The organism is Thauera humireducens, assembly GCF_001051995.2.
In the GTDB taxonomy this organism is placed as follows: Bacteria; Pseudomonadota; Gammaproteobacteria; order Burkholderiales; family Rhodocyclaceae; genus Thauera; species Thauera humireducens.
Window position 1 is genome coordinate 2441385 of sequence record NZ_CP014646.1, and the last position, 25172, is coordinate 2466556.

Genomic DNA, 25172 nt, shown 5'->3' on the forward strand with positions numbered 1-25172 from the left:
CCGACTCGCGGAACCCGTGATCGTTCGTGATCCTCAACCGGCCAGCCGTGCCCGCCCCGCGCGCAGCAGGTGCTCGATGGCACGCGACACACAGAACAGCCCGACGCTTGCGGTCATGGCCATGCTCGAGCCGTAGCCGGCACAGGCCAGCCCGTGGAGGCCGCGCCGCGTGGCTGGCGCGTCCGCTGCCGCGATCTCGCCGACGTCGCAGGCGCTCGCGGCAGGATAGCGCAGCGGTTCGGTGGAAAACACCGCCTCGATGCCGAACCGCTTCTTCGGGTCGCGCGTGAAGCCATGCTCCTTGCGCAGACGCGCACGCACCTTCGACAGCAGCGGATCCTGCAGCGTGCGGGCCAGATCATCCACACGGATCTGCGCCGGATCGAGCTTGCCCCCGGCGCCGCCGGCCATGACCAGCGGCAGCGCGCGCGCGCGGCAGGTGGCGGCGATCGCCACCTTGGCGCGGACGTTGTCGATGGCATCGACGACGACGTCGAAGCCGTGCAGCAGGGCCCCGGCGTTCTCGACCGTCAGGAAGTCCTCGACCGTGTCGACACGGCAGTGCGGGCTGAAGGCCGCGATACGCGCGGCCATCGCCTGCACCTTGGCCTGGCCCAGCGTGGTGTCGAGCGCATGCACCTGTCGATTGATGTTGGACTCGGCAACGTGGTCGAGGTCGATCAGCGTGAGGCGCCCCACGCCGCTGCGGGCAAGCCCCTCCGCCGCCCAGGAGCCGACGCCGCCGATCCCGATCACGCAGGCATGCGACGCGGCCAGCGCGTGCGCCGCCCCTTGGCCATAGAGACGATCGATGCCGCCGAAGCGGCGCTCGGCATCGACCTCAGGCAAATCGGACGCAGTGGCAGGCAAGGCGGGGACCGGCGACATCGGGCAGCGGCCCTGCTCAGGCCGGCTGGGCTTCGACGGCGCGCTGGCTGTCGAGCCACACGCCCAGACCCTGCGCATTGAGTTCGAGGTCCATGCGCAGCAGCTCGAGCGTCTGCTCCTCGTCGAGCGCCCATTTCTGGCGGTCGGTCTCCTCGCGCATCACCTGTTCGAGACCGGCGAGGATCTCGACGTGGCGTGCGACACCGTCGCCACGCGCAGCCTGCGCCACAGCGACCATGGCATCGATCAGGCGATGGAGATCGGCCGCGAGGCGCGGCACGTCGGTGACGCGGCTGTAGTGGGTCAGGTACATGGCCTGCGGCTGCATGGCCATCATGCGGTCGATCGACTCGTGCATCGCCTGCGGATCGAACTGCGTCGGCGTCGTGGTCGGCACGACGAAGGCGCGCCCGTCCACATCGAGTTCGCGATAGGACAGGCCGAAGGTATCACCGGTGAAGAAGGCGCGGGCGGTGTTGTCCCAGATGCAGATGTGGTGGCGCGCATGACCCGGGGTGTCGAAGACGCGGAAGCGACGGCTGGCCAGGCGCAGCTCCAGCCCGTCGGTCGCGGGCACGATGCGCTCGGCGGACACCGGCACCAGCCGGCCATACAGCTGATAGGCGCGCTCGGCGCCGTAGACGGCCGAAGTGCCTTCCCACAGTTTGCTCGGATCGACCATGTGACGCACGCCGCGCGGGTGCACCAGCAGCTTCGCATTGGGCAGCGCACACATCAGGCTGCCGCCCCCCCCGGCATGATCGAGGTGGATGTGGGTCAGCATGACCCAGTCGACGTTCTCCGGCGGGATGCCCAGCGCAGCGAGTGCCGAGAGCACGCGCGGCACGGAGTCGTTGCTGCCGGTATCGACGACCGCCGCCCGCCCCTCCTCGACCACGATATGGATGGCGGCCAGCAGCGGCCGGCCATAGCCGGATTCGAGGGCATAAATGCCGTCGGACTGGCTGATGAGTTCGTTCATTGTTCTCCCTCCTCGTACCGCAACTTTGGGTTCGAACGCCCAAATTCAATCCTAGGCGCGAGATACGCCCGCGCCCCGGACACACGTCACGTTGTGCAGCGCACTCGTGTCAGAACGGGATGTCGTCGTCGAAATCACCGAAGCCAGACGAGGACGGCGCAGGCTGCGACTGCGGACGCGGCGCGGCAGCCGGAGCCTGCTGGCGCGGGGCCGCTGCGGGAGCGTCGTAGCCGCCGTCGTTGCCGCGCATCGGCGCGTCACCGCCTTCGCGGCGGCCGAGCATCTTCATCTCGTCGGCGCGGATCTCGGTGGTGTAGCGATCCTGACCGCTCTGGTCCTGCCACTTGCGGGTGCGCAGGCTACCTTCGATGTAGACCTGGCTGCCCTTGCGCAGATACTGGCCGGCGATCTCGGCGAGCTTGCCGTAGAACGTCACACGATGCCACTCGGTGGCTTCGCGGCGTTCGCCGGTGTTCTTGTCGCGCCAGTTCTCGGTGGTCGCCAGGCGGATGTTGCAGATGGCGTCGCCGGACGGTGCGAAGCGGCTTTCGGGATCGGCGCCGAGGTTGCCGATCAGGATGACTTTGTTGACGGATGCCATCGGGTTTCTCCTAGGTGTGCAAGTGGCTGCGCGATGCGCAGCGAAAAATTCAGTCCCGCGTCGGTGCGGGTACGACACGCAGCGGCGGCGGGTTCATGCTGGTCGACAGCACCAGCCAGGCCAGCGCCAGCACGCCGCAGAACAGGCTGACGGCACCCGCGCCGAAACGCTGCCCCAGCCAGCCGCCGAGCAGGCCACCGAGGAACAGGCCGACGGACTGCAGGGTGTTGTAGACCCCGAGCGCGGTGCCCTTCGCATGCGCGGGCGCGATGCGCGAAATCCACGACGGCTGCGTCGCCTCGAGCACATTGAAGGCGACGAAGAAGAGCGTCAGCAACAATGCCAATGGTATCAGCCCATCACCGATCAGCCACAGTCCGAACTGAACCAGTGCCAGCAATCCGACCGCGGCATTGAACACCGGTTTCATCAGGTTGCGGCGTTCGGCAATGATCACCGCCGGCACCATGACGACGAAGGACAGCAGCACCGCCGGCAGGTAGACCTTCCAGTGCTCGGGCACCGGCAGGCCGCCGCTCGACACCAGCGCGGCCGGCACCATCACCCACATCGTGGTCTGGATCAGGTGCAGCGCGAACACGCCGAAGTTCAGCCGCATCAGCTGGCCATCGCGCAGCACGTCGATGAAGCGTCCGCCGTTGGAACGCGGCACCGGCGGCGCCTCCGGCACGACCCACAGCAGCACGCCAATCGCACCGAATGCGAGCACCGCCGTCAGCCAGAAGATTCCGTCCATGCCGATGGCGGCATACAGCAGCGGCGCCGCCACCATCGACAGCGCGAACACCAGGCCGATCGAAGACCCGATCATCGCCATGACCTTGGTGCGATGCTGGTCGCGCGTGAGATCGGCGGCCAGGGCGGTGACGGCGGCCGAGATGGCACCCGCGCCCTGCAGCACACGCCCGGCGATGATCATGTGGATGCTGTCGGCCAGGGCTGCCACAACGCTGCCGAGCACGAACAGCACGAGGCCGAAGACGATGACCGGCTTGCGACCGAACCGGTCGGACGCGGCACCATAGGCGATCTGCAGGCAGGCCTGGGTGAGCCCGTAGGCGCCGATCGCCAGACCCACCAGCGTCAGATTGTCACCGCCCGGGATGCCCGCCGCGTGCACCGCGAACACCGGCAGGATCAGGAACAGGCCGAGCATGCGCAGCGCGAAGATCGCGGCCAGGCTCATGCCTGCGCGACGTTCGGCGGAAGTCATCGGATCTCGCGACGGAACGGACATGCAAAAGGCCGGTTGCGATAAAGCGGCGAATTCTAACATTTCCCCACCCTTGGCTCACGGATTGCGTTGGCCCGGACAGGCGTTCTCTCTTATAGTTTCGGGTTACCTACCGCCAGCCCTGCCGCCATGGACGAGATCCGCATCCGCGGTGCCCGAACCCACAACCTGAAGAACATCAACATCGATCTGCCGCGCAACCGGCTGACGGTGATCACCGGGCTGTCGGGCTCGGGAAAGTCTTCGCTGGCGTTCGACACGCTCTACGCCGAAGGGCAGCGCCGCTACGTCGAGTCGCTGTCGGCGTATGCGCGCCAGTTCCTGCAGCTGATGGAAAAGCCGGACGTGGACCTGATCGAGGGTCTGTCGCCGGCGATCTCGATCGAGCAGAAGGCCACCAGCCACAACCCGCGCTCCACGGTCGGCACGGTGACCGAGATCCACGACTACCTGCGCCTGCTCTACGCCCGCGCCGGCACGCCGCACTGCCCGGATCACCCCGAGCACGCGCTGGAAGCGCAGAGCGTGGCACAGATGGTGGACCACGTGCTGGCGCTGCCCGCCGAGACACGGCTGATGATCCTGGCGCCGGTCGTGGCGGGCCGCAAGGGCGAGCAGCACGACCTCTTCGCCGACCTGCGCGCCCAGGGTTTCGTGCGCGTACGCGTCGATGGCGAAGTGATGGAGCTCGATGCGATGCCGCCGCTGGAGAAGGGCCGGCGCCACGACGTCGAGGTCGTCATCGACCGCCTGAAGGTGCGCGACGACGTACGCGGACGCATCGCCGAGTCCTTCGAGACCGCGCTGACGCATGCCGACGGACGCGCGATCGCGGTCGAGATGGACTCCGGCCGCGAGCACCTGTTCTCGGCCCGCTTCGCCTGTCCGGTGTGCAGCTTCGCGCTCGCCGAACTCGAACCGCGGCTGTTCTCGTTCAACAATCCGGCCGGCGCCTGTCCCAAATGCGACGGCCTGGGTCAGGTCGATTTCTTCGATCCGGCGCGCGTGGTCGCCCACCCCGAGCTGTCGCTGGCAGCGGGCGCGATCCGCGGCTGGGACCGTCGCAACCAGTTCTACTTCCAGATGCTGGCCAGCTTGGCAGCGCATTACGCCTTCGACATCGAGGCTGCGTTCGAGACCCTGCCAGAGCGCGTACGCGGGGTCGTGCTGCACGGTTCGGGCAAGGAGAAGATCGCCTTCCGCTACATGGCGGACAACGGCCGCATGGTGCTCAAGGAGCACCCCTTCGAGGGCATCATTCCCAACCTCGAGCGGCGCTTCCGCGAGACCGACTCGATCGCGGTGCGCGAGGAACTGACCAAGTACCGCGCGACCCAGCCCTGCCCCAGCTGCCATGGCAGCCGGCTGCGCAGCGAGGCGCGCCACGTGCTCATTGGCGGGCGTGCACTGCACGAGGTGGGGCATCTGCCGCTCGGCGAATGCCGCGACTTCTTTGCCGGCCTGAACCTGAGCGGCGCGCGCGCCCAGGTCGCCGACAAGATCGTCAAGGAGATCGCCGACCGCCTGAGCTTCCTGATCAACGTCGGCCTCGACTACCTGTCGCTCGACCGTTCCGCCGACACCCTGTCGGGGGGCGAGGCCCAGCGCATCCGCCTCGCCAGCCAGATCGGCTCAGGCCTGACCGGCGTCATGTACGTCCTCGACGAACCCTCGATCGGCCTGCACCAGCGCGACAATGACCGCCTGCTGGCGACCCTGGCGCAACTCCGCGACCTCGGCAACACCGTGATCGTCGTCGAGCACGACGAGGATGCGATCCGCAGCGCCGACTATCTCGTCGACATGGGGCCCGGCGCAGGCGAGCACGGCGGCCACGTCATCGCGCACGGCACCCCGGCCGAGGTCATTGCCGATCCATCCTCCGTCACGGGCGACTATCTCTCCGGGCGTCGTGCCATCGCCGTCCCGTCACGCCGCACTGCGCCCGACGAGACGCGCCAGTTGCGCATCATCGGCGCCCGCGGCAACAACCTGAAGAACGTGGAGGTGTCGCTGCCACTGGGTCTGCTGACCTGCGTCACCGGCGTATCGGGATCGGGCAAGTCGACCCTGATCAACGACACCTTGGCCGCCGCCGCCTCGCGCCAGCTGTACAAATCCGCCACCGAACCGGCCCCGCACGAAGCCATCGAGGGCCTCGACGCCTTCGACAAGGTCATCAATGTCGACCAGTCCCCGATCGGCCGCACTCCGCGATCCAACCCCGCCACCTACACCGGCCTGCTGACACCGATCCGCGAACTGTTCGCCGGCGTGCCGGAGGCGCGCGCACGGGGCTACGGACCGGGACGGTTCTCCTTCAACGTCCGCGGCGGCCGTTGCGAGGCCTGCCAGGGCGACGGCCTGATCAAGGTCGAGATGCACTTCCTGCCCGACATGTACGTGCCCTGCGACGTCTGCCACGGGAAGCGCTACAACCGCGAGACCCTCGAAATCCGCTACAAGGGCCGCAGCATCCAGGAAGTGCTGGAGATGACGGTCGAGCAGGCACTGGAGTTCTTCGCCCCCGTGACGACCGTCGCACGCAAGCTCGAAACCCTGATGGACGTCGGCCTCGGCTACATTCGCCTGGGCCAGAGCGCCACGACGCTGTCAGGTGGCGAAGCCCAGCGTGTGAAGCTCGCGCTCGAGCTCTCGAAGCGCGACACCGGCCGCACGCTCTACATCCTCGACGAACCCACCACGGGCCTGCACTTCCAGGACATCGAACTGCTGCTGAAGGTCCTGCACCGCCTGCGCGACAACGGCAACACCATCGTCGTCATCGAGCACAACCTCGACGTCATCAAGACCGCCGACTGGATCATCGACATGGGCCCCGAGGGGGGCGCCCGCGGCGGCACTGTGGTCGCCTGCGGCACACCGGAAAGTGTCGCAGCGCATCCGCAGAGCCACACGGGCCGCTACCTCGCCAAGGCCCTTGCCGGCGGCGGCGCTGCACACGCCTGACCCAAGCCCGCGGGTCAGGCGCGTTTCAGGTCTTGCGGTAACCGAGCGGATTCATGCTCTGCCAACGCCACGCATCCGCGCACATCGCATCCAGATCTCGCTCAGCGCGCCAGCCGAGCACCGACTGCGCCCGCGCCGGATCCGCCCAGCAGGCCGCGACATCCCCGGGGCGGCGCGCGACGATATCGAACGGCACCGGCCGGCCCGACGCCTTCTCGAAAGCGCGCACCATCTCCAGCACGCTGTAGCCCCTTCCGGTTCCGAGGTTGAGCGTCGTCACGCCCGCCAAGGTGTCGATGCGCTCGAGCGCGCGCAGATGCCCCAGCGCCAGATCGACGACGTGGATGTAATCGCGCACGCCGGTACCGTCCGGCGTCGGATAGTCGTCGCCGAAGACCCGAAAGCGTGGCAAACGCCCCACCGCGACCTGGCTGACGTAGGGCATCAGGTTGTTCGGAAGCCCGTCCGGATCCTCCCCGATGCGGCCGCTGGCGTGCGCTCCGACCGGGTTGAAGTAGCGCAGGAGCACGATATGCCAGCGCGGGTCAGCAGCGCCGAGGTCGCGCAGCATCTGCTCCCCCATGAGCTTTGTCCAGCCGTATGGATTTGCCGCCGCGGTCGGGAAGCTTTCGTCAATCGGCACGCTCGCCGGGTCACCGTATACGGTCGCCGACGAACTGAACACGAGCTTCCGGCAGCCTGCGGCCTCCATCGCCTGCAGCACCGCGAGCAATCCGTTCAGGTTGTTGTCATAGTAGGCGAGCGGCTGCGCGACCGACTCACCGACCGCCTTCTTCGCCGCGAAGTGAACGACCGCGTCGATCTCGTGCGTGGCAAACACCTCACCCATCAACCTGCGATCACGGACATCGCCGCGGATGAAGGCGCGCAATCGACGCCCGGCCAGCTCCTCGATCCTCCGCACCGCCTCCGGCGACGCGTTGGACAAGTCGTCGACGATCACAACGTCTTGCCCCGCACTGAGCAACTCCACACACGTATGCGAGCCGATGTAACCCGCTCCACCGGTAACCAACGTCACAGCCATTTCGTGCCTCTCCACCACCACACTAACCGCAGGCGAAAAAAAACCGGGCGATTGCCCGGTTTCCTCTACTTCACGACCCGACTCAGGCCGCTTCGCCTTCCACGTCGACCGCTTCCCCATCCGGGCGATCCAGCAGTTCGACAAACGCCATCGGGGCGTTGTCGCCATCGCGGAACCCGCACTTCAGGATGCGCAGATAGCCGCCATTGCGGGTGGCGTAGCGCGGGCCCAGTTCGTCGAACAGCTTCACGACCATATCGCGGTCGCGAAGACGGTTGAACGCCAGACGGCGGTTGGACAGGCTGGGCTTCTTGCCCAGGGTGATCATCGGCTCCACCACGCGGCGAAGTTCCTTCGCCTTCGGCAGGGTCGTCTTGATCACTTCGTGACGCAGCAGCGAGTTGGCCATGTTGCGGAACATCGCCTGGCGGTGGCTGCTGGTACGATTCAGCTTGCGAAGACCATTACGGTGACGCATTTCAATTCCTCACTTGCCCGGCGTCTCAACCGAGCTTCTCAAGCCCGGCCGGCGGCCAGTTTTCCAGTTTCATGCCAAGGGTGAGACCGCGCGAGGCCAGCACTTCCTTGATCTCGTTCAGCGACTTGCGACCCAGGTTCGGGGTCTTCAGCAGTTCCGTCTCGGTACGCTGAATCAGATCGCCGATGTAGTAGATGTTCTCGGCCTTCAGGCAGTTGGCCGAACGCACCGTCAGTTCCAGATCGTCGACCGGACGCAGCAGCACCGGATCGATCGTGACCTCGGGCTTCGTCACCTGCGGCGCAGCCGTGCCTTCCAGCTCGGCGAACACCGACAGTTGGTCCATCAGCACGCGCGCAGCGTAGCGGATGGCCTGCTCGGGATCCACGGCACCATTGGTTTCGATGTCGATGACCAGACGATCCAGGTCAGTGCGTTGCTCGACGCGAGCGCTCTCGACCAGATAGCTGACGCGACGCACCGGGCCAAACGACGCATCAAGGACGATGTGACCGATCGCCTTGCTTTCGGCATTGACCGGACGGACGTTGCCAGGCACGTAGCCGCGACCTTCCTCGACCTTGATCTGCATGTCCAGCGTGCCGCCAGGCGCGATGTGCGCGATGACGTGGTCGGGGTTGATGATCTCGACGTCATGACCCAGCTCGATGTCGGCCGCCGTAACGACGCCTTCGCCCGACTTGGCCAGACGCAGGGTGACTTCGCTACGGTTATGCAGCTTGAACACCACACCCTTGAGGTTCAACAGCAGATCGACGATGTCTTCGCGGACGCCATCCAGCGTGGAGTACTCATGGAGGACTCCCTCGATCGTCACTTCGGTCGGTGCATGACCGGGCAGCGACGACAGGAGGATGCGCCTCAGCGCATTCCCCAGCGTGTGACCGAAACCCCGCTCGAACGGCTCCATCGTCACCCTCGCCTGTACCGGCGAGGTGCTCTGGACGTCGATGATGCGCGGTTTCAGCAGTGCATTGCTTTGCATCAGCATTCCCTCGGAACTAGAAGAGGATCAGCCCCCGATTAACGGGAGTACAGTTCCACCACCAGGCCTTCATTGATCGTGGGCGGCAGTTCGGAACGAACCGGGTAGGCCTTGAAAACGCCCTTACCGGCCTTCGTGTCGACATCCAGCCACTCGGGGAAGCCACGCGAAGCAGCCGCTTCCAGCGCAGCCTTGACCCGCAGGTGACCACGCGCACGTTCGGTCAGCTCGACAACATCACCCGGACGCACGACGTACGACGGGATGTTCACGCGCTTGCCATTCACCAGCACGCCATTGTGACGCACGACCTGACGCGCCTCGGCACGCGAAGCGCCGAAACCCATGCGATACGCAACAGAGTCCAGACGACCCTCGAGCAGTTGCAGCAGGTTCTCACCGGTCTGACCGCGACGACGGTCCGCCTCGGCGTAGACCTTGCGGAACTGGCGCTCGAGCACGCCATAAAGACGACGGATCTTCTGCTTTTCACGCAGCTGCACGCCATAACCCGACAGACGCTGACCCGAGCGCTGGCCGTGTTGGCCAGGCGCGTAGGCACGGCGCTCGATGGCGCACTTGTCGGTGAAACACTTTTCGCCCTTCAGAAACAGCTTTTCGCCTTCGCGACGGCACTGACGGCACTTGGGATCGAGATTACGAGCCACTTATCAACTCCTTGTCAGATACGGCGCTTTTTCGGCGGACGGCAGCCGTTATGCGGGATGGGGGTGATGTCCGTGATGCTGGAAATCTTGATCCCCAGCGCGTTCAGCGCGCGAACGGAAGACTCGCGACCCGGACCGGGGCCCTTGATACGCACTTCCAGGTTCTTGATGCCGCATTCCTGCGCGACCTTGCCAGCCGCTTCGGCCGCTACCTGCGCAGCGAACGGCGTGCTCTTGCGCGAGCCCTTGAAGCCAGCGCCGCCGGACGTTGCCCACGAGAGAGCATTGCCCTGACGGTCGGTGATGGTGATGATCGTATTATTGAAGCTCGCGTGAACGTGGGCGATACCCTCAGCCACGTTCTTCTTGACCTTCTTACGAACCTTCGTTCCAGTCTTAGCCATTATCGGTTCCTATTACTTCTTGCCGGCGATCGCCTTGCGGGGACCTTTGCGGGTACGCGCATTCGTACGAGTGCGCTGACCCCGCAGCGGCAGGCCGCGACGATGACGCACGCCGCGATAGCAGCCCAGGTCCATCAGTCGCTTGATGTTCATCGTCACTTCACGACGCAGATCGCCCTCAACAACGAAACGACCGACTTCGTCACGCAGCTTTTCCATGTCCGACTCGGTCAGATCCTTGATCTTCGTCGAGCGAACGATGCCTGCGGCGTCGCAAATCTTCTGAGCACGCGTACGGCCGATCCCAAAGATTGCGGTCAACGCGATCTCGGCGTGCTTGTGATTGGGAATGTTTACCCCAGCAATACGGGCCATCCGTCTACCCCAAAACGCGAAACATTAAATTTTAATAGCTAGAGTTGACTTAATCAACCCTGGCGCTGCTTATGCCGCGGATCGGTGCAGATGACGCGAACGACACCTTTGCGGCGGATGATCTTGCAATTGCGGCAAAGCCGCTTGACTGAAGCCTGGACTCGCATGTTCTTGCTCCTGTTTCTCTATTCTCACTTGGTCCGGAACACGATCCGGCCCTTGGTCAGGTCGTAAGGGGTCAACTGCACCGTAACCTTGTCTCCAGGGAGGATGCGGATGTAATGCATGCGCATCTTGCCGGAGATGTGGCCGAGGACCATGTGTCCGTTCTCGAGCCTTACGCGGAACGTTGCGTTGGGGAGGTTTTCCGTGACCTCGCCCTGCATCTCGATGACATCTTCCTTGGCCATGTCTTACCGGGTCGGGAGACCGGCCCCCTTGAAGTTCGCCTTCTTCAGCAGACTCTCGTACTGGTGCGACATCACGAACGCCTGAACCTGTGCCATAAAGTCCATCGTGACGACCACGATGATCAGCAGGGAGGTGCCACCGAAGTAGAACGGCACGTTCCACTTCAGGATCAGGAACTCGGGCAGCAGGCAGACCAGGGTGATGTACACCGCGCCGGCCAGCGTCAGCCGCATGAGAATCTTGTCAATGTAGCGAGCGGTCTGATCGCCCGGGCGGATCCCCGGAACGAACGCCCCACTCTTCTTCAGATTGTCGGCCGTCTCGCGAGCGTTGAACACCAGCGCCGTGTAAAAGAAGCAGAAGAACACGATCGCCAGCGCGTACAGCATCACGTAGATCGGTTGCCCCGGAGACAACGTGGATGCGATGTCCCGCAGCCAGTACATCCCCTCGGAAGAGCCGAACCACTGCCCCAGCGTCGCCGGGAACAGGATGATGCTCGACGCGAAGATCGGCGGAATCACGCCGGACATGTTCAGCTTCAGAGGCAGGTGGGAACTCTGACCACCGTAAACCTTGTTGCCGACCTGCCGCTTGGCGTAATTCACCAGGATCTTCCGCTGCCCCCGCTCCACGAACACCACGAAGCCCGTCACCAGCGCCACCAGCACGCAGATGAACAGCGCGGTGAAAGGATGCATCGACCCAGTCCGAACCAGTTCGAACAGACCACCGATCGCACTCGGCAAGCCTGCTGCGATGCCTGCGAAGATGATGATCGAGATACCGTTGCCGATGCCACGTTCCGTAATCTGCTCGCCCAGCCACATCAGGAACATCGTCCCCGTGACGAGCGTGGCGACGGTGACGAAACGGAACATGAGTCCCGGTTCCAGCACGAGGCCAGGCTGCCCTTCAAGCGCGATCGCGATACCCAGCGACTGCGCGAAGGCCAGCACGAGCGTACCGTAGCGCGTGTACTGGGTGATCTTCCGACGCCCCGCCTCACCCTCCTTCTTGAGCGCCTCCAGCGTAGGCACCGCCACCGTCATCAGTTGCATGATGATGGAGGCCGAGATGTAGGGCATGATGCCCAGGGCGAAGATCGTGAAGCGCGACAGCGCGCCACCCGAGAACAGGTTGAAGACGCCGAGAATGCCGCCCGCCTGCGACTGGAACAGCTCAGCCAGCCGCTCGGGATCGATACCCGGGACGGGGATGTGCGCACCCAAACGATAGACGATGAGCGCGCCCAGCAGGAACAGAAGGCGACGCTTGAGGTCGCCGAACCGCCCCGGATTGCCCAGCGTGGCAGAAGGAGTAGCCACAGCCTGTCCCTTTATTACTCAGCCGACACGGAACCGCCGGCAGCTTCGATCGCTGCCTTGGCACCCTTGGTCGCACCGACGCCGCGCAGCACAACCTTGCGGTTGATCTCGCCCGACAGAACGACCTTCGCGGACAGCGCATCGCCCGGAACCACACCTGCCTGCATCAGCGTCAGCAGGTCGATTTCCTCGACCGGCACGGCTGCAAGTTCAGACAGGCGCACTTCCACGTTGCGGGCACGCGTCAGCGAGACGAAGCCACGCTTCGGCAGGCGACGCTGCAGCGGCATCTGACCGCCTTCGAAGCCCGTCTTGTGGAAACCGCCCGCGCGGGATTTCTGACCCTTGTGGCCACGGCCGCAAGTCTTGCCCAGGCCGCTACCGATTCCACGCCCGACGCGCTTGGCGACGGTCTTGGAGCCAGCTGCGGGCTTGATGGTATTCAGGCGCATATCAACCCTCACACTTGACCAGGTAGGACACCTTGTTGATCATGCCGCGCACCTCGGGCGTATCCGCCAGCTCAACCGTGTGGTTGAGTCGGCGCAGACCGAGCCCGCGCACGGTGGCGCGGTGCGACTGCTTGGTGCCGATCACGCTCTTGACGAGCGTCACCTTGATTTTCTTGTCCGACATCGCTTACCCCAGGATCTCTTCGACGGACTTGCCGCGCTTGGCAGCAATCTCCGCCGGGGTGTTGATCGCCATCAGGCCGTTGATGGTGGCACGCACGACGTTGTAAGGATTGGCCGAGCCAATGCACTTGCAGATCACGTCCGTCACACCCATCACCTCGAACACGGCACGCATCGGACCGCCGGCAATGATGCCGGTACCGGCCGGAGCGGGCTGCATCAGCACGGACGACGCGCCATGCTTGCCGATCACGGTGTGCTGCAGGGTGCCGTTCTTCAGCGACACCTTGCGCATCTTGCGACGCGCCTCGTCCATCGCCTTCTGAACCGCCACCGGCACTTCACGGGACTTGCCCTTGCCCATGCCGATCGCACCGTCACCGTCGCCGACCACGGTCAGCGCCGCGAAGCCGAGAATCCGACCACCCTTGACGACCTTGGTCACGCGATTGATCGCGACCATCTTCTCCCGCAGGCCGTCATCGCGCTCGTCGGAGGCTTGCGCGCGTTTAGTTTGCTGCTTAGCCATTCGATTCCTCGCTTAGAACTTGAGGCCGCCTTCGCGGGCAGCCTCGGCCAGCGCCTTCACGCGGCCGTGATACAGGAAGCCGGAGCGGTCAAATGCGACCTGCTCGATCCCAGCAGCCTTGGCGCGCTCGGCGATCAGCTTGCCGACGAGCTCCGCAGCAGCCTTGTTGCCACCGTTCGGCACCTGTGCGCGCACGTCGGCTTCGACGGTCGACGCGGCGGCGAGAACCTTCGAGCCGCAGCCCGAGATGACTTGCGCGTAGATATGGCAGTTGGACCGGAACACCGCGAGGCGAACCGCCTTGAGCTCCGCCAGCTTGGCGCGAGTTTTGCGCGCACGGCGAAGACGAGTTTCTTTCTTGTTCATGACGAACCGCCTTACTTCTTCTTGGTTTCCTTGAGCACCACCACCTCGTCCGCATAGCGAACGCCCTTGCCCTTGTAGGGCTCGGGAGAGCGGTAGGCCCTCACCTCGGCCGCGACCTGGCCAACCTGCTGCTTGTCGACACCCTTGATCAGGATCTCGGTCTGCGTCGGTGTCTCGACCTTGACGCCAGCCGGCATCTGATGGACGACCGGATGCGAGAAGCCGAGCGACAGGTTGAGCTTGTCACCCTGAGCCTGCGCACGATAACCGACACCTACCAGGGTCAGCTTGCGCTCGAAGCCCTTGGTCACGCCCGTCACCATGTTGTTCACCAGCGCACGCACGGTACCCGACATCGCGCGCGCATTCGGCACGCCATCGCGCGCCTTGCAGACGATCGCGTCACCCTCGCGCTCGACACTGACCTGACCGGTCAGCGGCTGGCGAAGCGTGCCCAGCGGGCCCTTCACGGCGATTTCAGCGTCGGAAATCATGACTTCGACACCGCTCGGAATCGCCACCGGATTCTTAGCTACACGAGACATGGCATCCCCCTTAGGCAACTAGGCAGATGACTTCGCCGCCGACGCGATTCGCACGCGCGCTACGGTCAGTCATCACACCACGCGGGGTGGACACGATGGCAACGCCCAGGCCGTTCATCACGCGCGGCAGCTCGTCGCTTCCCTTGTAGATACGCAGACCGGGGCGGCTGACGCGCTCGATGCGCTCGATCACCGGACGACCCGCGTAGTACTTCAGCGTCACGTCCAGCGTAGCCTTGCCGGCCTCGTCATTGACGGCGAAGCCGTCGATATAACCTTCGTCCTGCAGCACCTTCGCGATCGCGACCTTCAGCTTCGACGACGGCATCGATACTGACGCCTTCTGAGCCTGTTGGCCATTGCGGATGCGCGTCAGCATGTCGGCGATGGGATCGGACATACTCATCTTCGAATTCTCCTTACCAGCTCGCCTTGGTCATGCCAGGCACTTCGCCGCGGAAAGCGATCTCACGCAGCTTGTTGCGGCACAGACCGAACTTGCGGAACACACCACGCGGACGACCGGTCAGCGCGCAACGGTTGCGCTGACGCGTCGGATTGGCATTGCGCGGCAACTGCTGCAGCGCAAGACGAGCCGTCATGCGTTCTTCTTCGGACAGCTTCATGTCCTGGACCTGCGCAACCAGCGCCGCACGCTTGGCAGCAAACTTTGCCACCAGCTTCGCACGCTTGGCTTCGCGATTGATCAGAGCGAGTTTCGCCATATCACCCTCAATTCTTGAACGGGAACTTGAACGCACCCAGAAGCGCACGCGCCTCTTCGTCCGTCTTCGCCGTCGTCGTGATGCTGATGTTCATCCCGCGCAGAGCATCGATCTTGTCGTACTCGATTTCCGGGAAGATGATCTGTTCCTTGACGCCGAGGTTGTAGTTGCCACGACCGTCGAAACCCTTGGCACCGATACCACGGAAGTCGCGAACACGCGGCAGCGCGATCGTGACCAAGCGATCCAGGAACTCGAACATGCGCGGACCACGCAGCGTGACCATGCAACCGATCGGGTAGCCATCACGAATCTTGAAGCCCGCAATCGACTTGCGGGCCTTGGTGGCAACCGGCTTCTGACCAGCAATCTTGGTCATGTCGCCGATGGCATGCTCGAGAATCTTCTTGTCGCCAACAGCCTCACCCACACCCATGTTGAGGGTGATCTTGGTGATGCGCGGCACTTCCATCACGGACTTGTAGCCAAACTGCTTTTGCAGCGCCGGCGCCACTTCGTCCTTGTAAACCTGTTGCAAGCGAGCCATCGTCACTCCTTAGGCGTTCACCAGCTCGCCGTTCGACTTGAAGAAGCGGACCTTGCGGCCGTCTTCAAGCGTCTTGATCCCGATGCGATCACCCTTCTGGGTAGCGGGATTGAACAGCGCGACGTTCGAAACATGGATCGGCATCTCCTTCTCGACGATGCCACCCACTTCACCCTTCAGCGGATTCGGGCGCACATGCTTCTTGACCCGATTCACACCCTCGACCACGACGCGCTCGTCATCGACGCGGCGCAGCACAGTGCCACGACGGCCACGATCCTTGCCCGTCAGCACCACCACTTCGTCACCCTTGCGGATCTTGTTCATCTAGCGACTCCTCAGAGCACTTCAGGCGCCAGCGAGACGATCTTCATGAACCGCTCGGAGCGCAGCTCACGCGTCACCGGCCCGAAGATACGGGTGCCGATCGGCTCAAGCTTGTTGTTCAGGAGGACGGCCGCGTTGTTGTCGAACTTGACCAGCGAGCCGTCAGGACGACGAACACCCTTGGCAGTACGAACCACCACGGCGTTATAGACGTCACCCTTCTTCACACGACCGCGCGGTGCGGCATCTTTCACGGTGACCTTGATGATGTCGCCAATGCCGGCATAGCGGCGCTTGGAACCACCCAGGACCTTGATGCACATCACCGAGCGCGCGCCGGTGTTGTCGGCCACGTCCAGTCTGGACTGCATTTGAATCATGAAAATATCTCCAACTTATCCCGCATGTGCGGACAGTCTTGGAACCCGTCAGGGTAGGATGCCCCGAGCGAGCCCCGGAGCAAAGAGGCAAAAGTATAACAGCCTGGCACCAAGGCGCCAAGCTGTTTTTTCGTTTGCTACTTACTCACTACTCAGATGACACGTGCCTTCTCGAGCACCTTGGCGACACGCCAGGTCTTGGTGCGCGAGATCGGACGGCATTCCTCGATTTCAACGAGGTCGCCAGCCGCCGCCACGCCGTCTTCGACGTGGGCGTGGTACTTCGCCGAACGCGTGATGATCTTGCCGTAGAGCGGGTGCTTGACCCGGCTCTCGACGAGGACCGTCACGGTCTTCTGCATCTTGTCGCTCACCACACGCCCAACCAGCGCGCGACGAACCTTTTGAACTTGCTCGCTCATTGCTGACCCGCCTTTTCGCGCAGGATGGTACGCACGCGCGCGATATCGCGACGAACCTTCCCGATCTGACTCGTATTGCCCAACTGCTGCGTCGCATGCTGCATGCGCAGCGAAAACTGCGCCTTCAGCAGGTCGAGCAGCTCCGTGTTCAGCTCATCAGCGCTCTTGGCGCGGAGATCACTCGCTTTCATGCTCAAGCTCCCACCATGCGAGTGACGAACACCGTTTCGATCGGGAGCTTCGCGGCAGCAAGCCGGAATGCTTCACGAGCGAGGGCCTCGTCCACGCCATCCATTTCATACAGCACCTTGCCGGGCTGGATCTCGGCAACCCAGTACTCCGGGTTACCCTTGCCGTTACCCATACGAACTTCGGCGGGCTTCTTCGAGATCGGCTTGTCCGGGAAGATACGGATCCAGATGCGACCACCGCGCTTGATGTGGCGGGTCATCGCGCGACGCGCGGATTCGATCTGGCGCGCCGTCAGTCGGCCACGACCGACCGCCTTCAGACCGTATTCGCCGAAGGACACCTTCGCACCACGGGTAGCGATACCCGTGTTGCGGCCCTTCTGCTCCTTGCGATACTTCCTTCTAGTCGGCTGCAGCATCATTCACCCCTGCTTTCTTCTTGCCGGCCTTCGCCACGACGGGCGGGACGACGACCCGGACGGCCTTCGCCATCACGCGGGGCGCCACGGCGGCCACGGCGGTTGTCGGCTTCCGGCTCGGCAGCAACCGGCTGTTCATTGCGACCCAGCATCTCGCCCTTGAACACCCAAACCTTGATGCCGATGATGCCGTAGGTCGTCTTCGCTTCCGAAACACCGTAGTCGATGTTGGCGCGCAGGGTGTGCAGCGGCACACGGCCTTCGCGATACCACTCGGTACGGGCGATTTCGGCACCATTCAGACGACCCGAGCTCATGATCTTGATGCCCTGGGCACCCAGACGCATCGCGTTCTGCATCGCGCGCTTCATCGCGCGGCGGAACATGATGCGCTTCTCGAGCTGCTGCGCGATCGAATCGGCGATCAGCTTGGCGTCGACTTCGGGCTTACGCACTTCCTCGATGTTGACGTGAACGGGCACGCCGACGATCTTCTGCAGGTCGCGCTTCAGCGCCTCGATGTCTTCACCCTTCTTGCCGATGACCACACCGGGACGTGCGCTGTACAGCGTGACGCGCGCATTCTTGGCCGGACGCTCGATGATGACGCGACCCACCGATGCGTGCGCCAGACGCTTCTTGAGGTACTCACGGACCTTCAGGTCCTCGTGCAGCATGCCGGCGTAGTCGCGGCTGGAAGCGAACCAGCGCGAACCCCAGTCACGCGTGACGGCGAGGCGGAAGCCAGTGGGATTGATTTTCTGACCCATGTTTACTCCTTACTCGCCGACAGTCACGTAGACGTGGCAGGTGGGCTTGAGGATGCGGTTGCCGCGACCCTTCGCACGCGCGGTGAAGCGCTTGAGCGTCATGCCCTCTTCCACGTGAATGGTCTTGACCTTCAGCGCGTCGATATCGGCACCGTCGTTGTGCTCGGCATTCGCGATTGCGGACTCGACCACCTTGCGGATGATCTTGGCGCCCTTCTTCGGCGAGAAGGCCAGAATGTTGAGCGCCTGCTCGACGGACTTGCCGCGAACCAGATCGGCGACCAGACGGCCCTTCTGGGCCGACAGGCGTACGCCACGGAGAATTGCTTTGGTTTCCATGTCGTCCTCTTAGCGCTTGGCCTTCTTGCTGGCGGCGTGACCCTTGAAGGTACGCGTCAGCGCGAACTCACCCAGCTTGTGGCCGACCATGTTTTCGGTCACGAACACGGGAATGTGCTGCTTGCCGTTATGCACGGCAATCGTCAGACCGATGAAGTCGGGCAGGATCGTGGAGCGACGCGACCAGGTCTTGATCGGGCGCTTGTCGTTGCTCGTCCGAGCCGCGTCGACCTTCTTCAGGAGGTGCGCGTCGATGAACGGGCCTTTCTTGATAGAACGTGCCATCTTTTACCCCTTAACGCTTATGACGACGCTGCACGATCATGTTGTCGGTGCGCTTGTTGCTGCGGGTGCGATAACCCTTGGCAGGCGTACCCCACGGGCTGACCGGCTCGCGAGCCTCACCGGTGCGGCCTTCGCCGCCACCGTGCGGGTGATCGACCGGGTTCATCGCCACGCCGCGAACGGTCGGGCGAATACCACGCCAGCGATTCGCACCCGCCTTGCCGATCTTGCGCAGGCCATGCTCTTCGTTGCCGACTTCGCCGATGGTGGCACGGCACTCGACATGCACGCGGCGGATTTCGCCCGAGCGCAGACGGAGCTGAGCGTATGCACCTTCACGCGCGAGCAGCTGAACCGAAGTACCGGCAGCGCGTGCGATCTGGGCGCCCTTGCCCGGCGTCATCTCGATGCAGTGAATCGTCGAACCGACCGGGATGTTGCGGATCGGCAGGGCATTGCCCGGCTTGATCGGGGCCTCGGCGCCGCTCAGCAGCTGCTGACCGACTTCGACGCCACGCGGAGCGATGATGTAGCGACGCTCGCCATCGGCGTAGCACAGCAGTGCGATGTGCGCCGAACGGTTCGGGTCGTACTCGATACGCTCGACCTTCGCCGGGATGCCGTCCTTGTTCCGACGGAAGTCAACCAGGCGATAGTGCTGCTTGTGACCACCACCCTGGTGGCGCACCGTAATACGACCGTTGTTGTTACGACCGGCGTTCTTGCTCTGCTTCTCGACCAGGGACGCAACCGGACGGCCCTTGTAGAGGTCTGGATTGACAACCTTGACCTGGGCGCGACGGCCGGCAGAGGTAGGCTTGAGTTTTACGATTGCCATGATCTATCACTCCCCAGCCGCAAAGTTGATTTCCTGGCCGGGCTTCAGGCACACAAAAGCCTTCTTCCAGTCCTTGCGACGACCCATGGTCTTGCCGAAGCGCTTGCTCTTGCCCTTGACGTTCAAGACCTGCACCGACTTGACCTCGACCTTGAAGAGTGCCTCTACGGCCGCCTTCACTTCGGGCTTGGTTGCATCGGCGGCGACTTTGAACACCACCTGCTCATTCTTGTCGGCGACGAAAGTCGCCTTCTCGGAGATCTGCGGGGCGAGCAGCACCTGCAGCAGACGTTCCTGACTGATCGCGCTCATTGCCACGCTTCCTCCATCTTCGCCAGCGCACCCTTGGTGACCAGCACCTTCGGGAAACGCACCAGCGACACCGGATCCGCTTCGTTGACTTCCAACACCAGAACCTGGTGCAGGTTGCGCGAAGACAGGAACAGGTTCTCGTCGATTTCGTCGGTGATGACCAGGACGGAATCCAGGCCCATACCCTTCAGCTTCTGCGACAACAGACGAGTCTTCGGCGCCTCGACGCTGAAGCTATCCACGATCGCGAGACGATCTTCACGCGCCAGCTGCGAGAGGATCGCCGCCACGCCGGCGCGATACATCTTGCGGTTGACCTTCTGGCTGAAGTTCTCGTCCGGCGTATTCGGGAAGATCTTGCCGCCCCCGCGCCACAGCGGGCTCGAGGCCATACCGGCACGCGCATTGCCCGTACCCTTCTGGCGGAAGGGCTTGCGGGTCGACTTGGCGATCTCCGAGCGGCCCTTCTGCTTGCGGTTACCCGAGCGCGCATTCGCCATGTAGGCGGTCACGACCTGGTGCACCAGCGCTTCGTTGTAGTCACGACCAAACAGCACATCCGACGCTTCCAGCGTCGACGCGGCCTGACCCTGATCATTCAAGAGTTTCAGTTCCATTCCGCGCTCCTTAGGCCTTGACCGCCGGGCAAACGACCACGTCGCCGCCCTTCGAACCCGGCACTGCACCCTTCACCAGCAGCAGCTGACGCTCGACATCCACGCGAACGATCTCCAGACCCTGGGTCGTGCGCTGCACATTGCCGTACTGACCAGCCATGCGCTTACCCGGGAAGACACGACCCGGATCCTGCGCCATACCGATCGAACCCGGCGAATTGTGCGAGATGGAGTTACCGTGAGAGGCACGGTTCGACGAGAAGTTGTGACGCTTGATCGGACCCGAAAAGCCCTTACCGATCGTCACACCCGTCACATCAACCTTTTGACCGACCTGGAACAGGTCAGCCTTGATCACATCACCCGCATTGAAGGCGGCAACCTGATCTTCAGCGATGCGGAATTCCTTCATGCCGCGGCAGGGCTCGACACCCGCCTTGGCCAGATGGCCTGCAACCGGCTTGGTGATGCGGCTGGCGCGACGCTTACCATAAGCGACCTGCACCGCGGCATAACCGTCGGTCTCAACCGTCTTGATCTGGGACACACGATTGTCCGACACGTCAAGCACCGTCACCGGGATGGTACGACCATCCTCTGCGAAGATGCGAGTCATGCCGACCTTGCGTCCAACAAGGCCTAGACTCATTTTTTTCTCCTGAATCCCGGTTGCGATTGACCGGGGGTCACAATTAATGCGCCAAAAGGCACAAAGGCCGGATTATACCGGCCTACTCGAAACTTCTGCAAGCAGGGATCACTTACTGAAGCTTGATCTCGACATCCACACCCGCCGGAAGATCCAGCTTCATCAACGCATCGACCGTCTTGTCGGTCGGATCGATGATGTCCATCAGGCGCTGGTGAGTGCGGATTTCCATCTGGTCACGCGACGACTTGTTGACGTGCGGCGAGCGCAGCAGGTCGAAGCGCTCGATGCGGGTCGGCAGCGGAACGGGACCACGAACCACGGCGCCGGTGCGCTTGGCGGTTTCAACGATCTCGAGGGCCGACTGGTCGATCAGGCGGTAGTCGAAAGCTTTCAGACGAATGCGGATTTTCTGGTTCTGCATGGTTTTTCCTAAAGAGCGAAAAGAGCGGAAGGCGGAGCCGCGAAGCTCCGCCCAAATCGAGTCTTACTCGATGATCTTGGCGACGACGCCGGCGCCGACGGTACGGCCACCTTCGCGGATCGCGAAGCGCAGACCTTCTTCCATGGCGATCGGGGCGATCAGCTTGACGGTGATCGACACGTTGTCGCCCGGCATGACCATCTCGGTGCCCTCGGGCAGCGCGATCGAACCGGTCACGTCCGTCGTACGGAAGTAGAACTGCGGACGGTAGTTGTTGAAGAACGGCGTGTGACGGCCACCTTCTTCCTTCGACAGCACGTAGATCTCGCCGGTGAAGTGGGTGTGCGGGGTGATCGAACCCGGCTTGCACAGCACCTGACCGCGCTCGACGTCTTCACGCTTGGTGCCGCGCAGCAGCACGCCGACGTTGTCACCGGCCTGACCCTGATCCAGCAGCTTGCGGAACATTTCCACGCCGGTGCAGGTGGTCTTGACCGTGGGCTTGATGCCGACGATTTCGATTTCCTCGCCAACCTTGACGATGCCACGCTCGACACGACCGGTCACCACGGTACCGCGGCCCGAGATCGAGAACACGTCTTCGATCGGCAGCAGGAACGGCTTGTCGATCGCGCGCTCCGGGGTCGGGATGTAGCTGTCCAGCGCTTCGGCCAGGCGCATGATCGCCGGCTCGCCGATGTCGGACTGGTCGCCTTCGAGCGCCTTCAGTGCCGAACCCTTGACGATGGGAATGTCGTCGCCCGGGAAGTCGTACTTCGACAGCAGCTCGCGCACTTCCATCTCGACCAGCTCGAGCAGTTCTTCGTCGTCGACCATGTCGCACTTGTTCAGGAACACGACGATGTACGGCACACCGACCTGACGCGCCAGCAGGATGTGCTCGCGGGTCTGCGGCATCGGGCCGTCAGCGGCCGAGCACACCAGAATCGCACCGTCCATCTGGGCCGCGCCGGTGATCATGTTCTTGACGTAGTCCGCGTGACCCGGGCAGTCAACGTGCGCGTAGTGGCGCGTCGCGGTCTCGTATTCGACGTGCGAGGTGTTGATGGTGATGCCGCGCGCCTTCTCTTCCGGCGCGCTGTCGATCGCATCGTAGCCCTTCGCTTCGCCACCGAACTTCTTCGACAGGATCGTGGTGATCGCCGCGGTCAGCGTGGTCTTGCCGTGGTCAACGTGGCCGATGGTGCCGACGTTCACGTGCGGCTTGGTACGTTCGAACTTACCCTTTGCCATGTTCGTGAGTCCTTGAGTTGAGTGTGTTGATTACTTACGGCTGCTGATGACGGCTTCGGCAACGCTCTTCGGAGCTTCAGCATAGTGCTTGAACTCCATCGAGTAGGTTGCGCGACCCTGGGTCAGCGAGCGCAGCTGGGTAGCGTAGCCGAACATTTCCGCAAGCGGCACCTCGGCCTTGACTTCCTTCATTCCGCCCGGGATGTCATCCATGCCCTGGACGATGCCACGACGACCCGACAGGTCGCCCATGACGTTACCCATGTAGTCTTCCGGAGTCTCGACCACGACTGCCATCATGGGCTCGAGCAGCACGGGGCTGGCGCGACGCATTGCTTCCTTGAAAGCCATCGAGCCGGCCATCTTGAACGCGTTTTCGTTCGAGTCCACGTCGTGGTACGAACCGAAGTGCAGCGTGACCTTGACGTCGACCACCGGGAAGCCCGCCAGAATGCCGTTGTTGAGCGTTTCCTGGATGCCCTTGTCGACCGCCGGGATGTACTCGCGCGGAACCACGCCACCCTTGACGGCATCGACGAACTCGTAACCCTTGCCCTGCTCCGCCGGCTCGAGGTTGATGACCACGTGACCGTACTGACCACGGCCGCCCGACTGCTTGACGAACTTGCCTTCGACGTCGTTCGCGGCCTTGCGGATCGTCTCGCGATAAGCCACCTGCGGCGCACCGACGTTGGCTTCGACGTTGAATTCACGCTTCATGCGGTCGACGATGATCTCGAGGTGAAGCTCACCCATACCCGAGATGATGGTCTGCCCGGACTCTTCGTCCGTGCGCACGCGGAACGACGGATCTTCGGCCGCGAGTCGCGACAGCGCCAGACCCATCTTCTCCTGGTCGCTCTTGGTCTTCGGCTCGACGGCGACGTGGATCACCGGGTCCGGGAAAACCATGCGCTCGAGGATGACAGGCGCCGACACGTCACACAGCGTCTCGCCGGTGGTGACATCCTTCAGGCCGACCACGGCCGCGATGTCTCCCGCCAGCACTTCCTTGATCTCTTCACGATCATTGGCGTGCATCTGGAGGATGCGGCCAATCCGTTCCTTCTTGCCCTTGATCGAGTTCAGGACGGTGGAGCCCGACTCGAGCACGCCCGAATAAACGCGGATGAAGGTCAGCTGACCGACAAAGGGGTCGGTCATCAGCTTGAACGCGAGCGCCGAGAACTTCTCGTCATCCTTGGCGTAGCGAACCACTTCCTTGTCATCGTCATCAACACCGGCCACAGGCGGAATGTCGATCGGCGACGGCAGGTACTGGATAACCGCATCCAGCATGCGCTGCACACCCTTGTTCTTGAATGCGGTACCGCAAAGCATCGGCTGAATTTCGCACGCGAGCGTACGGGCACGCAGACCGGCAACGATCTCGTCTTCGGACAGTTCGCCTTCCTCGAGGTACTTGTTCATCAGTTCCTCGCTGGCCTCGGCTGCCGCCTCGATCATGCTGGCGCGCCACTCTTCCGCGGTCGCCATCAACTCGGCCGGGATCTCGTGATACTCAAACTTCATGCCTTGGGACGCTTCGTCCCAGATGATCGCCTTCATCTTCAGAAGATCGACGACACCCGTGAAGCTATCCTCGGCCCCGATCGGGATGACCACCGGAACCGGATTGGCCTTGAGGCGCGTCTTCATCTGGTCGACGACCTTGAAGAAGTTCGCACCCGACCGGTCCATCTTGTTCACGAAGGCAAGGCGCGGCACCCGGTGCTTGGTCGCCTGACGCCACACGGTTTCCGACTGCGGCTGCACACCACCCACGGCGCAGTACACCATGCAAGCGCCATCAAGGACGCGCATCGAGCGCTCGACTTCGATGGTGAAGTCGACGTGGCCCGGGGTGTCGATGATGTTGAAACGGTGCTCAGGAAGCGAGCGATCCATGCCCTTCCAGAAGCAGGTCACTGCAGAGGACGTGATGGTGATGCCACGCTCCTGCTCCTGCACCATCCAGTCGGTGGTCGCTGCACCATCATGCACCTCACCGAGCTTATGGCTCACGCCGGTGTAGAAGAGGATACGCTCGGTCGTAGTCGTCTTGCCGGCGTCAATGTGAGCGGAGATACCGATGTTGCGGTAGCGCTCGATGGGTGTCTTGCGAGCCACGTTATACCTGCCTTCTGTTATGCGCGCCGTAGACGCGATCAACGAATTTCTTGC

The 25172-nt window shown here is 63.2% G+C and carries 37 protein-coding genes; 1 reads left to right on the forward strand and 36 read right to left on the reverse strand.

The window, feature by feature from the left end:
* Positions 1-33: 33 nt before the first annotated feature.
* The 4 genes from AC731_RS11435 to AC731_RS11450 form a co-directional block, all read right to left on the reverse strand.
* Positions 34-888, reverse strand: a complete 855-nt coding sequence (locus AC731_RS11435; protein WP_048706183.1) for a tRNA threonylcarbamoyladenosine dehydratase — start codon at positions 886-888, stop codon at positions 34-36.
* Positions 889-904: 16 nt separating this feature from the next.
* The gene (locus AC731_RS11440) at positions 905-1870 is read right to left on the reverse strand and encodes an MBL fold metallo-hydrolase (RefSeq protein WP_048706185.1); all 966 of its coding nucleotides are present in this window, start codon (positions 1868-1870) and stop codon (positions 905-907) included.
* A 109-nt stretch (positions 1871-1979) separates the two neighbouring features.
* Positions 1980-2471 (reverse strand): single-stranded DNA-binding protein, encoded by a 492-nt coding sequence (ssb, locus tag AC731_RS11445; RefSeq protein ID WP_004258307.1) that lies wholly within the window; start codon positions 2469-2471, stop codon positions 1980-1982.
* Positions 2472-2520: 49 nt separating this feature from the next.
* On the reverse strand, positions 2521-3705 hold the full coding sequence (locus AC731_RS11450) for an MFS transporter (protein ID WP_048706187.1): 1185 nt from the start codon (positions 3703-3705) through the stop codon (positions 2521-2523).
* 150 nt (positions 3706-3855) lie between these two features.
* On the opposite strand from AC731_RS11450, the gene uvrA reads away from it, so the two are divergent.
* Positions 3856-6696, forward strand: a complete 2841-nt coding sequence (gene uvrA / locus AC731_RS11455; protein ID WP_048706189.1) for an excinuclease ABC subunit UvrA — start codon at positions 3856-3858, stop codon at positions 6694-6696.
* Positions 6697-6721: 25 nt separating this feature from the next.
* Here the strand turns inward: uvrA and galE are convergent, their stop codons facing one another.
* From galE to fusA, 32 genes are all read right to left on the reverse strand, one after another.
* Entirely contained in the window at positions 6722-7744 is a 1023-nt protein-coding gene (galE, locus tag AC731_RS11460) for a UDP-glucose 4-epimerase GalE (RefSeq protein WP_048706191.1), read from the reverse strand.
* 82 nt (positions 7745-7826) lie between these two features.
* Positions 7827-8222 carry a 50S ribosomal protein L17 gene (gene rplQ / locus AC731_RS11465; RefSeq protein ID WP_004258295.1) on the reverse strand — a complete coding sequence of 132 codons (396 nt, stop codon included), beginning with the start codon at positions 8220-8222 and terminating at the stop codon, positions 7827-7829.
* 25 nt (positions 8223-8247) lie between these two features.
* Positions 8248-9228: a DNA-directed RNA polymerase subunit alpha gene (locus AC731_RS11470; RefSeq protein ID WP_048710054.1), complete on the reverse strand. Its 981-nt coding sequence runs from the start codon at positions 9226-9228 to the stop codon at positions 8248-8250.
* 38 nt (positions 9229-9266) lie between these two features.
* Positions 9267-9896 (reverse strand): 30S ribosomal protein S4, encoded by a 630-nt coding sequence (gene rpsD / locus AC731_RS11475; RefSeq protein WP_004258287.1) that lies wholly within the window; start codon positions 9894-9896, stop codon positions 9267-9269.
* Between the two features lie 14 nt (positions 9897-9910).
* The gene (gene rpsK, locus AC731_RS11480; RefSeq protein ID WP_002931621.1) at positions 9911-10300 is read right to left on the reverse strand and encodes a 30S ribosomal protein S11; all 390 of its coding nucleotides are present in this window, start codon (positions 10298-10300) and stop codon (positions 9911-9913) included.
* A 12-nt stretch (positions 10301-10312) separates the two neighbouring features.
* Positions 10313-10675 (reverse strand): 30S ribosomal protein S13, encoded by a 363-nt coding sequence (gene rpsM / locus AC731_RS11485; RefSeq protein WP_004258282.1) that lies wholly within the window; start codon positions 10673-10675, stop codon positions 10313-10315.
* A 53-nt stretch (positions 10676-10728) separates the two neighbouring features.
* Positions 10729-10842 (reverse strand): 50S ribosomal protein L36, encoded by a 114-nt coding sequence (gene rpmJ / locus AC731_RS19610; protein WP_004258276.1) that lies wholly within the window; start codon positions 10840-10842, stop codon positions 10729-10731.
* Between the two features lie 24 nt (positions 10843-10866).
* The gene (infA, locus tag AC731_RS11490) at positions 10867-11085 is read right to left on the reverse strand and encodes a translation initiation factor IF-1 (RefSeq protein ID WP_002931617.1); all 219 of its coding nucleotides are present in this window, start codon (positions 11083-11085) and stop codon (positions 10867-10869) included.
* 3 nt (positions 11086-11088) lie between these two features.
* A complete protein-coding gene (gene secY, locus AC731_RS11495) occupies positions 11089-12414 on the reverse strand; it encodes a preprotein translocase subunit SecY (protein ID WP_004258275.1) in 1326 nt (441 codons plus the stop codon).
* Between the two features lie 14 nt (positions 12415-12428).
* On the reverse strand, positions 12429-12866 hold the full coding sequence (gene rplO / locus AC731_RS11500; protein WP_048706202.1) for a 50S ribosomal protein L15: 438 nt from the start codon (positions 12864-12866) through the stop codon (positions 12429-12431).
* A 1-nt stretch (position 12867) separates the two neighbouring features.
* Positions 12868-13050: a 50S ribosomal protein L30 gene (gene rpmD / locus AC731_RS11505; RefSeq protein WP_004258273.1), complete on the reverse strand. Its 183-nt coding sequence runs from the start codon at positions 13048-13050 to the stop codon at positions 12868-12870.
* Between the two features lie 3 nt (positions 13051-13053).
* Positions 13054-13578 carry a 30S ribosomal protein S5 gene (gene rpsE / locus AC731_RS11510; RefSeq protein ID WP_004258252.1) on the reverse strand — a complete coding sequence of 175 codons (525 nt, stop codon included), beginning with the start codon at positions 13576-13578 and terminating at the stop codon, positions 13054-13056.
* A gap of 12 nt (positions 13579-13590) precedes the next feature.
* Positions 13591-13944: a 50S ribosomal protein L18 gene (rplR, locus tag AC731_RS11515; protein WP_004258249.1), complete on the reverse strand. Its 354-nt coding sequence runs from the start codon at positions 13942-13944 to the stop codon at positions 13591-13593.
* Between the two features lie 11 nt (positions 13945-13955).
* A complete protein-coding gene (rplF, locus tag AC731_RS11520) occupies positions 13956-14489 on the reverse strand; it encodes a 50S ribosomal protein L6 (RefSeq protein ID WP_038011369.1) in 534 nt (177 codons plus the stop codon).
* Positions 14490-14499: 10 nt separating this feature from the next.
* Entirely contained in the window at positions 14500-14895 is a 396-nt protein-coding gene (rpsH, locus tag AC731_RS11525; RefSeq protein WP_048706205.1) for a 30S ribosomal protein S8, read from the reverse strand.
* Positions 14896-14908: 13 nt separating this feature from the next.
* A complete protein-coding gene (gene rpsN / locus AC731_RS11530) occupies positions 14909-15214 on the reverse strand; it encodes a 30S ribosomal protein S14 (protein WP_004258236.1) in 306 nt (101 codons plus the stop codon).
* Positions 15215-15221: 7 nt separating this feature from the next.
* A complete protein-coding gene (gene rplE / locus AC731_RS11535; RefSeq protein ID WP_004258233.1) occupies positions 15222-15761 on the reverse strand; it encodes a 50S ribosomal protein L5 in 540 nt (179 codons plus the stop codon).
* 9 nt (positions 15762-15770) lie between these two features.
* Entirely contained in the window at positions 15771-16088 is a 318-nt protein-coding gene (gene rplX, locus AC731_RS11540; protein WP_004258231.1) for a 50S ribosomal protein L24, read from the reverse strand.
* Positions 16089-16099: 11 nt separating this feature from the next.
* Positions 16100-16468 (reverse strand): 50S ribosomal protein L14, encoded by a 369-nt coding sequence (rplN, locus tag AC731_RS11545; RefSeq protein ID WP_004258229.1) that lies wholly within the window; start codon positions 16466-16468, stop codon positions 16100-16102.
* Positions 16469-16620: 152 nt separating this feature from the next.
* Positions 16621-16890 (reverse strand): 30S ribosomal protein S17, encoded by a 270-nt coding sequence (rpsQ, locus tag AC731_RS11550; RefSeq protein ID WP_004258226.1) that lies wholly within the window; start codon positions 16888-16890, stop codon positions 16621-16623.
* Positions 16887-17081: a 50S ribosomal protein L29 gene (rpmC, locus tag AC731_RS11555; RefSeq protein WP_004258225.1), complete on the reverse strand. Its 195-nt coding sequence runs from the start codon at positions 17079-17081 to the stop codon at positions 16887-16889. Before rpmC ends, rpsQ begins: the two co-directional genes overlap by 4 nt.
* A gap of 2 nt (positions 17082-17083) precedes the next feature.
* Complete coding sequence (gene rplP, locus AC731_RS11560) at positions 17084-17500, reverse strand: 50S ribosomal protein L16 (RefSeq protein ID WP_004258222.1); 417 nt, start codon at positions 17498-17500, stop codon at positions 17084-17086.
* Entirely contained in the window at positions 17500-18270 is a 771-nt protein-coding gene (gene rpsC, locus AC731_RS11565; protein ID WP_004258219.1) for a 30S ribosomal protein S3, read from the reverse strand. The genes rplP and rpsC overlap by 1 nt, the downstream gene beginning before the upstream one ends.
* A 9-nt stretch (positions 18271-18279) precedes the next feature.
* Positions 18280-18609 carry a 50S ribosomal protein L22 gene (gene rplV, locus AC731_RS11570; RefSeq protein WP_004258218.1) on the reverse strand — a complete coding sequence of 110 codons (330 nt, stop codon included), beginning with the start codon at positions 18607-18609 and terminating at the stop codon, positions 18280-18282.
* 9 nt (positions 18610-18618) lie between these two features.
* Positions 18619-18894, reverse strand: a complete 276-nt coding sequence (gene rpsS / locus AC731_RS11575; protein ID WP_004258198.1) for a 30S ribosomal protein S19 — start codon at positions 18892-18894, stop codon at positions 18619-18621.
* Between the two features lie 10 nt (positions 18895-18904).
* Positions 18905-19732, reverse strand: coding sequence for a 50S ribosomal protein L2 (gene rplB / locus AC731_RS11580; RefSeq protein ID WP_004258193.1), 828 nt, complete (start codon positions 19730-19732; stop codon positions 18905-18907).
* A 6-nt stretch (positions 19733-19738) separates the two neighbouring features.
* A complete protein-coding gene (gene rplW, locus AC731_RS11585; RefSeq protein ID WP_004258188.1) occupies positions 19739-20044 on the reverse strand; it encodes a 50S ribosomal protein L23 in 306 nt (101 codons plus the stop codon).
* On the reverse strand, positions 20041-20661 hold the full coding sequence (rplD, locus tag AC731_RS11590) for a 50S ribosomal protein L4 (RefSeq protein ID WP_004258181.1): 621 nt from the start codon (positions 20659-20661) through the stop codon (positions 20041-20043). Before rplD ends, rplW begins: the two co-directional genes overlap by 4 nt.
* A 10-nt stretch (positions 20662-20671) precedes the next feature.
* The gene (gene rplC, locus AC731_RS11595) at positions 20672-21310 is read right to left on the reverse strand and encodes a 50S ribosomal protein L3 (protein ID WP_048706211.1); all 639 of its coding nucleotides are present in this window, start codon (positions 21308-21310) and stop codon (positions 20672-20674) included.
* A gap of 112 nt (positions 21311-21422) precedes the next feature.
* Positions 21423-21734 (reverse strand): 30S ribosomal protein S10, encoded by a 312-nt coding sequence (rpsJ, locus tag AC731_RS11600; RefSeq protein ID WP_004258173.1) that lies wholly within the window; start codon positions 21732-21734, stop codon positions 21423-21425.
* A 63-nt stretch (positions 21735-21797) separates the two neighbouring features.
* Entirely contained in the window at positions 21798-22988 is a 1191-nt protein-coding gene (gene tuf / locus AC731_RS11605) for an elongation factor Tu (RefSeq protein WP_004258139.1), read from the reverse strand.
* 30 nt (positions 22989-23018) lie between these two features.
* Positions 23019-25118: an elongation factor G gene (gene fusA, locus AC731_RS11610; RefSeq protein WP_048706214.1), complete on the reverse strand. Its 2100-nt coding sequence runs from the start codon at positions 25116-25118 to the stop codon at positions 23019-23021.
* Positions 25119-25172: the final 54 nt, after the last annotated feature.